The 6714-nt window shown below is 66.7% G+C and carries 6 protein-coding genes; all 6 read right to left on the bottom strand.

The annotated features are described in order from the left end of the window. Window positions 1-178: 178 nt before the first annotated feature. Window positions 179-1306, bottom strand: a complete 1128-nt coding sequence (gene recF / locus ACFPOB_RS24055) for a DNA replication/repair protein RecF (protein ID WP_377800890.1) — start codon at window positions 1304-1306, stop codon at window positions 179-181. Between the two features lie 15 nt (window positions 1307-1321). Further along, window positions 1322-2440 (bottom strand): DNA polymerase III subunit beta, encoded by a 1119-nt coding sequence (gene dnaN, locus ACFPOB_RS24050; RefSeq protein ID WP_377800889.1) that lies wholly within the window; start codon window positions 2438-2440, stop codon window positions 1322-1324. A gap of 137 nt (window positions 2441-2577) precedes the next feature. Next, a complete protein-coding gene (gene dnaA / locus ACFPOB_RS24045) occupies window positions 2578-4080 on the bottom strand; it encodes a chromosomal replication initiator protein DnaA (RefSeq protein ID WP_377800888.1) in 1503 nt (500 codons plus the stop codon). A gap of 797 nt (window positions 4081-4877) precedes the next feature. Continuing rightward, window positions 4878-5144, bottom strand: a complete 267-nt coding sequence (gene rpsT, locus ACFPOB_RS24040; RefSeq protein WP_377800887.1) for a 30S ribosomal protein S20 — start codon at window positions 5142-5144, stop codon at window positions 4878-4880. A gap of 169 nt (window positions 5145-5313) precedes the next feature. Next, window positions 5314-5709, bottom strand: coding sequence for a RidA family protein (locus ACFPOB_RS24035; protein WP_377800886.1), 396 nt, complete (start codon window positions 5707-5709; stop codon window positions 5314-5316). Continuing rightward, window positions 5706-6704 (bottom strand): threo-3-hydroxy-L-aspartate ammonia-lyase, encoded by a 999-nt coding sequence (locus ACFPOB_RS24030; RefSeq protein ID WP_377800885.1) that lies wholly within the window; start codon window positions 6702-6704, stop codon window positions 5706-5708. Before ACFPOB_RS24030 ends, ACFPOB_RS24035 begins: the two co-directional genes overlap by 4 nt. Window positions 6705-6714: the final 10 nt, after the last annotated feature.

Raw genomic sequence — 6714 nt, 5'->3', positions numbered from 1 at the left:
CGCGTTGCCCTACGCTGCGAAAAGACCAAGCGAAATTTCGCAGCCATTGTCGCTCTCGCCGCAGCATTCGTCTTGGTAAAATCCGTCCACACCGCCTAGCAGCAAGCCGATCCCGCGTCTTATCGGCAAGCGTGATGGCGCTGATCACCGATTCTGACGCATCGCCGCACCGCCGCTGTCAGGAGACGGGGCGGACCTCGCCCGGCGTGACCAGCAAACGCTGCGCTCCATCAGGCAGATCGCCGAACAGGGCTGGGTCGGCGCCGGTCATCCAGACCTGGCAGCCGAGCTCAGCCAGTGTCGCGTAGAGCGCCGCCCGCCGGCGCGGATCGAGATGGGCGGCGACTTCGTCGAGCAGGACGAGCGGCGGCAGCTCGCTCATCGTCGCGACGAGGCGGGCATGGGCGAGCACCAGCCCGATCAGCAGCGCCTTCTGCTCGCCGGTCGAGCCCTGTCCGGCCGGGATGTCCTTGGCGGCATGGCGCACGGCAAGGTCCGAGGCTTGCGGTCCGGTGAGGGTGCGCCCGGCCGCCTTGTCGCGCGGGCGCATCTCCCGCAGCAGCTCGCGATAGCGGTCCTCGGCATCGAGCGCCGGCAGGGTGGCGACCAGCGCGTCGATCTCACCCTCCAGCGCGATATCGGCCTGCGGGAAGGGCGAGGTCTCGTCGGCCGTCTGCGCGATGATGGCGGAGAGCCGGGCTACGGTCTCGGCGCGGGCGGCCGCGACGGCGACGCCGAGCTCGGCGATCTCGCGTTCGACCGCGTCGAGCCAGCGCTGCTGATGCGGGCTCTCGTCGAGGATGCGGTTGCGCGAGCGCAGCGCCTTTTCGAGCGCGTTCGAGCGTGTACCATGGCCGGGATCGACCGCCAGAACCAGCCGGTCGAGAAAGCGGCGGCGATCACCGGCGGCGCCCCTGAACAGCCCGTCGAGATCGGGCGTCAGCCAGACGAGCCTGACATAATCGCTGAAGGCGAGGGCCGAGCCGGCCGGGGCGCCGTCGATGCGGGCGAGCCGCGCCCGACGCCCTTCGGCATCGGGCGGCTCCAGGCCGATGCCGAGCCGCGCGCCGTCATCGGCGAGCCCGATCGAGACGGCAAAGCCGCCATCGCCGGGCTGGCGCACCATCTCTGAGAGATCGGCGCGCCTGAGGCCGCGGCCGGGCGCGAACAGCGAGAGCGCCTCCAGCAGATTGGTCTTTCCGGCGCCGTTCTCGCCGCACAGCGCAACGAGCCGGCCCTCGATCATGAGATCAAGGGCCGGATAGGAGCGGAAATTCTGCAGTGTGAGGCGTTCGACCGCGGTCAAGATGCGCTCGCGGGATCAGACCCGCATCGGCATCAGCACATAGAGGGCCGAAGCGCCTTCACGGTCCTGGATCACCGTCGGCGAGCCCGGATCGGCGAGCTTGAGCAGGGCAGTGTCGCCGTCGAGCTGGGCGGCGATGTCCATCAGGTAGCGCGCGTTGAAGCCGATATCGAGCGGGCCGGCATCGTAGTCGACCTCGATCTCCTCGGTCGCCGAGCCGGAATCGGGATTGGTCACCGAGAGCGTCATCCGGCCATCGGCCATGGAGAGCTTCACGGCGCGGCCGCGCTCGGACGAGATCGTCGAGACGCGGTCCACCGACGCGGCGAAATCGCCCTTGTCGACGGTCAGCAGCTTGTCGTTCCCCGAGGGGATGACGCGCTGGTAGTCGGGGAAGGTGCCGTCGATCAGCTTGGAGGTCAGCACGACCTCGGCCGTGGCGACGCGGATCTTGGTGGCGGAGAGCTCGACCTGGACCTCGCTCTCGCCGTCTTCCAGTAGCTTCTGGATTTCGGCCACGGCCTTGCGCGGCACGATCACGCCGGGCATGCCGAGCGAGCCTTGCGGGGCGGCGGTGTCGACGCGCGCGAGGCGGTGGCCGTCGGTCGCGACCGCGCGCAGCACCGGGCGCCCGTCGACGTCGATGGCGTGCAGGTAGATGCCGTTGAGATAGTAGCGCGTCTCCTCGGTCGAGATCGCGAACTGGGTCTTGTCGATCAGGCGCTTGAACTCGCCGGCCGGCAGCACGAAGCGATGTGCCATCTCGCCGGCGGTGATGTCCGGGAAATCGCTTTCCGGCAGTGTCTGCAGCGTGAAGCGCGAGCGGCCCGAGCGCAGCACCATCTGGCCGGTCTCGCCGGTGGTCTCCAGCGAGACCTGCGAGCCGTCGGGCAGCTTGCGGACGATGTCGTAGAGGGTGTGGGCCGGAACCGTGGTCGCGCCGGACTCGAGCACGTCGGCCGGCACGGTCTCGACCACCTCGATGTCGAGGTCTGTCGCCTTCAGCTTCAGCCCGTCCTCGCTGCCGCGCAGCAGCAGGTTCGACAGGATCGGGATCGTGTTGCGCCGCTCGACGACACGATGGACATGCCCGAGCGACTTCAGGAGCGTGGAGCGTTCGACCGTAACCTTCATGGCGTCTTCTGGCATGCTGGCGCCCGCGGCGAGCCGGCAGGCAGAAAGGTGGCCAGCGACATTGCCGGACGGCTGGCCCATGCGCAAGGGCGCGTGAACCAGCCTGCACAGTTAACGAAGGCAGCGACGCCGAAGGCTCATTCCTGCAGCATGCGCTTCAGCAGGTCGACCTCGTCATGGAGCAGGCGGTCCTCGACGATCGCCTTCTCGATCTTGCGCACCGCATGCAGCACGGTGGTGTGGTCGCGCCCGCCGAAACGGCGGCCAATCTCGGGCAGGGAGCGCGGCGTCAGCGCCTTGGCGAGATACATCGCGATCTGGCGCGGCTTGACCACCGCCGCGGTCCGGCGCTCCGACAGGATGTCGGCACGGCTGACATTGTAGCGGGTCGCGACCAGCTTCTGGATGTCCTCGATCTTGACCCGGCGCGGCTCGCGCGTCCGCACGAGATCGCGGATTGCCGCTTCCGCGGTCTCCATCGTCACGCTAGCGCCGGTCAGCGTCGCATGGGCGAGAATGCGGTTGGCGGCGCCGTCGAGATCGCGGCCATTGGTGGCGACGAGCTTGGCGACATAGGCGATCACGTCGGGATTGACGTGGAAGCTGGGATGAGCGGCCTTCAGCCCGTCGAGCCGGGTCGTCAGGATCTTGACCCGCAGCGCCTCGTCGAGCTCGCCGATCTCGACGACGAGCCCGCCGGCGAGCCGCGAGCGGATACGCTCGTCGAGCGCCTCAAGATCGGCCGGCAGCCGGTCGGCGGCGACGACGATCTGCTTGCCGGCGTCGATCAGCGCATTGATCGTGTGACCGAACTCCTGCTGGATCGAGCGGCCCTGGATGAACTGGACGTCGTCGACGATCAAAAGGTCGATCCCGCGCAGCTTCTCCTTGAAGGCGAGCGCCGTCTGCGACTTCAGCGCGGCAACGAAGCCGTACATGAAGCGGTCGGCGGTAAAATAGGCGACGCGCTTGCCATGCTGACGCGCATCCTGGGCGATCGCCTGGATCAGATGCGTCTTGCCGAGGCCGACGCCGGCATGAAGGTAGAGCGGGTTATAGGGCGTCGAGCCGGCCGGGGCCGCCGAGATCCGCTCGGCTGCCGCGAAGGCGAGCGCGTTCGACTTGCCGACGACGAAGCTCTGGAAGCTCATGCGCCGGTCGAGCAGGGTGCCGCAGGCATCCATCGGATCGCGCTCGGAAGGCTGGTCGGCGGGAGTGACAACCGCAATTCCTGGGGCGGGTGCCGCCGGACGGGCTTGAGCCGGGCGGGCTCGGTGCGCCGAAAGGTCCTGGCTGGACTCAGCGCTCTCGCGTGCCACCTGGCGCACCGAAAGGGCCACGCCGTTGGGCGCATCGAGCTCGGCCATGCAGTGGGACCGCAGGCGCTCGGCGTAATGGGCTTCGAGCCAGCTCTTCAGGAAGCGGGTCGGTACGGTGAGATGGGCGACGCCCTCGACGATCGCGCCGATCTCGACGCGCGCGAACCAGCTGGAGAAGACATCCTCGCCGAGCTCTGCGCGCAGACGCCGGCGAACCCTATCCCAGCATTCCTTGATCCCGGCAACACCGGCAGGCTCGTTCAGGACAAGTCCCGTCAACGCCGTGGTGGTGGTTGCCTCGGTCAAGTTGCCAATCTCCATCCGTTCGAACATCCCGATTGCCCCGTTCAAGATCGTGCGCACTTACCCGCCCACCGAAGAATGCGTGGTTGTGCGATGTCAGGTTTCTAGGAAAAGCATCTCCCTCTCCGCCGGCATATGCCGCGAAGCCAGGTCACTCCAACGCTCTTCATGGTAATGCCGCCTGGCTCGAAAATCCGGCCGCGGCCATCAGTCATTTCAACGCTTTTAAATCTTCAAGACAAACAAGCCCATTCTTCCAACCCCTTCCGGTTGTAAGTCAAAACATCAACAATTCTGTGGAGAGCCGGTTGGACATTGCTGTCCGCCCGGCGATGAAAAGGACCTTACAGGGCCGCCTCGAACGGGGGCAATATCCCCCTCAGCCGGCTTCGTGGCTAAGGGGCATTCCGACCCCTGTCTGACCTACCGGAAAGTCCCTCGCAATCAGTTGGGGAAGTTAAGTTTTTCTTTACCGGGCGAGTCTCGTGCCGGCTCCGAATCTTTTTTTTTTGAGGCCGTCCACCGCCCCATCCGGGCCCCGGTGATTCACTCAACTGAATTGCTTTGCCCACTAAGATGATGAAAAATATAGAGGAATTTTGAGCGGCCTAAAGTCCCGTCCGGGACGATTTCCGACCTCCAAAACGATGCTGGTGTCAAGTCTGTAAAGTCGTGGAAAGATTGCGGAATTGGCGTTGACAGCGAGTGTTGCGCCGTAGCATCGGCCCCCTTTTTCCCAGGCTGTCCGGCAAAGAAAAACCCGGCCTTTCGGCCGGGTCGAAAACTGCGCAGAAATCCGCTCTGATGAACGGCGATCAGGAAGCCAGAGTGCTCACACGGTGAGCCAGACGCGAGACCTTGCGCGAAGCGGTGTTCTTGTGAACCACGCCCTTTTGCGCTGCCCGCATGATCTCCGGCTGCGCGGCCTTCAGCGCCTCGGCGGCGGCGCTCTTGTCGCCGGAGGCGATCGCCTCCTCGACCTTGCGCAGGAAGGTGCGCATGCGGCTGCGGCGCGCCTTGTTAACCTCGGTACGCCGCGCGATCTTACGCGTGGCCTTCTTGGCCGAAGTCGTGTTGGCCATGGTAACGTCCTCGTCCTCATCGCGGCAGGCGCCTGGCTATTTGCCGGCTGGCACGACCGCGAACCTTCGATGAAAATGCGAGCGACGGTCCTGCCGGAGCAAGACCGCCGCGAGGCCCGACCCTATAGTTCCTGCCGCGCCCGGCGTCAACGCGGAATCGTAGCCGCTTTCAATCCGTCTGGCGGCGGACCGCCACGGCCTCGATCTCGATGAGGTAGCCATGGTGCAGTTCCGGAACCGGAACGACGGTGCGAGCTGGCTTGTCCGCGCCGAAGACCTCGGCATAGATCGTGTTGAAGTCAGGCCAATGCGCGGCGCCGGCCAGATAGGCGGTGACCTTCAGCACATCGGCCGGGCCGCAGCCGGCGGCAGCGAGCACGGCGAGGAGATTGTCGAGCGCCTGGCGCGCCTGCACGGCGAAGGGCTCGCCGGCGGTAGGGCTGCCATCGGGCCGTGGTGCGAGCTGGCCGGAGACGAAGACCAGGTCCTTGTAGGCCACTGCCTGCGAATAATGTCCCGCCGGCGCCGGCACCTGCGGTGAGAGGATCGTCTCGATCTCGCTCAAGCGCCCTCGCCGACGAAGCGCGCGAAGCTGGCGAGATCGACATTGCCGCCGCTGAGGATGACGCCGACGCGCTTGCCTTCGACGGGCACGGCGCCGGTGAAGGCGGCGGCGGCGGCAAGGCAGCCGGTCGGCTCGACCACGAGCTTCATCCGCTCGGCGAAAAAGCGCATCGCCGCGACGAGAGCGGCATCGGGGACGGTGACGATGTCCTCGACCAGGTCGCGGATGATCGGGAAGGTGTAGTTGCCGAGAAAGGCGGTCTGGGCGCCGTCTGCGATGGTCTTGGGCACGTCGATCTTGACGATCTCGCCCTTGCGCAGCGACTGCTGGCCGTCATTGCCGGCCTCGGGCTCGACGCCATAGACCTTGCAGCCCGGATTGAGCGCCTTTGCCGCGAGCAAGGCGCCCGACAGCAGCCCGCCACCGCCGAGGCAGACCAGCAGTACGTCGAGTTCGCCTGCTTCCTCGATCAGTTCCTTCGTCGCCGTACCCTGGCCGGCGATGACCTCGGGGCGATCATAGGGCGGGATCAGCGTCAGCCCGCGCTCGCTCGCCAGCCGGTCGCCGAGCGCGAGCCGGTCCTGGGTATAGCGATCATAGGTCACGACCTCGGCGCCATAGCCCTTGGTCGCCGCCACCTTCGCCGCCGGCGCATCGAGCGGCATGATGATCGTCGCCGGCGCGCCGAGCAGCCTGCTGGCATAGGCGATCGCCTGGGCATGGTTGCCGGAGGAATAGGTCAGCACGCCGGCCCGGCGTTGCTCCGGCGTCAGCGCCGCGATGGCGTTGTAGCCGCCGCGGAACTTGAAGGCGCCCATGCGCTGCAGGTTCTCGGCCTTGAAGACGAGATTGGCGCCGGTGCGCTCATTGGCGGTGCGCGAGGTGAGCGCCGGCGTCCGATGCGCCACCCCGGCGATGCGCTGCGCTGCGGCCTCGACATCGGCATAGCTCGGCAGCGCGATGCCATCGGTGAGGGAGTGGGCTGCGGCGGTCATGGCGTATCCT

Source organism: Allobosea eneae (assembly GCF_042657265.1).
Classification (GTDB): domain Bacteria; phylum Pseudomonadota; class Alphaproteobacteria; order Rhizobiales; family Beijerinckiaceae; genus Allobosea; species Allobosea eneae.
The sequence above is the reverse complement of the archived record's forward strand: the minus strand, read 5'-3'. Positions and strand labels throughout refer to the sequence as shown.